Source organism: Bacillota bacterium (genome assembly GCA_018818595.1).
Taxonomy (GTDB): domain Bacteria; phylum Bacillota_I; class Bacilli_A; order Izemoplasmatales; family Hujiaoplasmataceae; genus JAHIRM01.
The window spans coordinates 1-2393 of the sequence record JAHIRM010000020.1; the positions used below are offsets into that span (position 1 = coordinate 1).

The window sequence follows — 2393 nt, forward strand, 5'->3', positions numbered from 1 at the left end:
CTTGACTTTGAAATATAAAGATGTAGGATTGAGGTATGTATTACGATGACTATATTAAAGAAATTAAATATAATATACTGGTCGGCACAGAGAGAAGTTTATCACTTCAAAAGGCTTCACTATTTCATCGTAGTACATACCTTTTCTGTGCCGGCCTTTTTTATTGGGAGTTCACTAATGACAAGAGACTTCAAAGGAATATGGATACCAAAAGAAATATGGTTGGATGAAAATTTAACAATTATGGAGAAAGTATTTTTGGTTGAAATAGATAGTTTGGATAAACATAACGAATGTTTTGCAAGTAATAATTATTTTGCTTCTTTTTTTAAGGTTACTCCACAAAGGGCAAGTCAAATAATAAATTCATTAATAAAAAAGGGTATTATTTCAGCAAAGTATGAAAGAAATGGAAAACAGGTCATTAAAAGGGTATTAAATATATTTGATAGGTATCAAATAAATGTTAAGAGGGTATCAAATAAATTAACAGGGGGTATCAAGAAAAGTTTAAGAGGGTATCAAGAAAATGTTAAAGATAATAATACACTTAATAAAACACTTAATAATACAATTAATAAAAGCAAAAAAAATCCTAAACACAAATACGGAGAATATTCTCATGTATTACTTACTGATAAAGAATACAAACAACTTGAAGAAAAGCTCGGAGCTTCTGGCCGTGATGAATGGATAAAGATACTTGATGAAGGTATAGAGTTGAAGGGTTATAAGTATGCGTCTCATTATATGGCAATTTTGAAATGGCATAATAATGATAAAGATAACGATAAAGCCGGAAAGAAATTAGTGCCGGATGATAAATGGGGGTATGATGATTAGAGAATGCCCGCAATGCGGAAGACCTGTATTACATTGTAGTAGTAATGAGATAGATGGTGATATGTATTTATATCCCATTTTTGATTGTCTTTGCAAAATTGATTATAAAAAGTACGGAGAAAAAATAAAAAAAGATTATACAAAATGCCGTATGGATCAGTTTTTTATAAATAACGATTTCAAAGTACATAACAAAGAATTAAAAAAATATTATGATAATCTCGAATGGGTAGAAGAAGGTATATCATTATTAATTTTTGGTAATCCCGGGACACAAAAGACAGGACAGATAACAGCGATAATGAAAAAAGTATATATCAGATATAGTTCATTATATTATAGAACAACGGAATTGCCATACCAAAGAAATATGGAAGAGATTAAGAATGTTGTTTTTTTGGTATTAGATAATTTCGGGAAAAGTGATTTTGAAAACAGTAGAGGAGCAGTATTTGACCTTATTGATTATCGGATACATAATTATTTATCGACCGTATTAATTACTAATATGACCGGAAAGGATATTGCACAAATATATGATATGGCTTTTGCAGATAGGATGAAGATGTTTAAAAAAATTTCAATATTAGGAGAAAGTAAAAGAGGAAAATAATATGGAAAAAATAGGTGATTTTTTAAGTGGAATGAATAAAGCTATTCAGTCGGCAACAACCGAAAAGGGAAAAGCATTTTTAAAAGCCGTTCAAGAGAAGATTGAACTTAAAGAAAAGATCGGAGCGGATAAGTTTTTAGAAATGTGCCGTGAGTATGATAATTCAAGATCAGATGAAACAAGTGTACATTATACAACTGAGGACAGAATTATAAAAAGATATGGCATAGAAGTAAGAATTCCAAAATGGACGGTATATTCTTATCCGTCAGTTAAATGTCAATATACAGATTTTGAAGGAGAAACAAAGATTGGATATATTTCAAAAGAGAAACAACAGCGGGAGCCTGAACGATATAAACGGATTGACGAATCTCCGGTTGTAGAGAAGAAGAAATCAGCTTTTGTAAAGACAAATAAAAATGATTTTGAGGGAGTGCCGTTTTAAGGTGACAAAGCGTTCGGGTATAAGCCGAAGGGAGAAATCAAGAATAAAGGAGCGAACAAATGTTTCAAAACATAGTTAAGTTTCTTGGAAATATCGATAAGGAATTATTTCAAGCCCAGCATAGATATGAGAGGGCAATAGTGCAGTACATGAAATTTCGGGATGCGTGGGTTGATGCAAAAGTTGACTACGAAAAACTGCTCGGTGAAAAAGTAGAATCGATCAAAGACAAGACGGATAAAGTAACGAACGCAAAAGAGATCGCAAAGTCATATAACATTGAGAAGTATAGAGAAATGTTAAAATTGGAGACCAGGTATAAATATTATAAAAAAGTATGCGAGGGCTTGAGTGAAAGAATACAGACAATAAAGTATATCGGTCGGATAAAGCAAGAGAATATAAATAATCAAGGCAGGTATTAAATTTAATAATTGGAGGGCATCATGGCAGACACTATGGATTTGTTGAAAGAAGTTGAGAAAGAAA

4 protein-coding genes are annotated in these 2393 nt (G+C 31.5%); all 4 read left to right on the forward strand.

What is annotated here, in order from left to right; all coding sequences use genetic code 11:
• Positions 1-177: 177 nt before the first annotated feature.
• From KJ971_04590 to KJ971_04605, 4 genes are read left to right on the forward strand one after another with little or no spacing between them, the layout of a single operon-like run.
• Positions 178-843 (forward strand): helix-turn-helix domain-containing protein, encoded by a 666-nt coding sequence (locus KJ971_04590; GenBank protein ID MBU1145117.1) that lies wholly within the window; start codon positions 178-180, stop codon positions 841-843.
• Entirely contained in the window at positions 836-1456 is a 621-nt protein-coding gene (locus KJ971_04595; GenBank protein MBU1145118.1) for a hypothetical protein, read from the forward strand. The genes KJ971_04590 and KJ971_04595 overlap by 8 nt, the downstream gene beginning before the upstream one ends.
• A gap of 1 nt (position 1457) precedes the next feature.
• Complete coding sequence (locus tag KJ971_04600) at positions 1458-1904, forward strand: hypothetical protein (GenBank protein ID MBU1145119.1); 447 nt, start codon at positions 1458-1460, stop codon at positions 1902-1904.
• Positions 1905-1963: 59 nt separating this feature from the next.
• The gene (locus KJ971_04605; GenBank protein MBU1145120.1) at positions 1964-2329 is read left to right on the forward strand and encodes a hypothetical protein; all 366 of its coding nucleotides are present in this window, start codon (positions 1964-1966) and stop codon (positions 2327-2329) included.
• Positions 2330-2393: the final 64 nt, after the last annotated feature.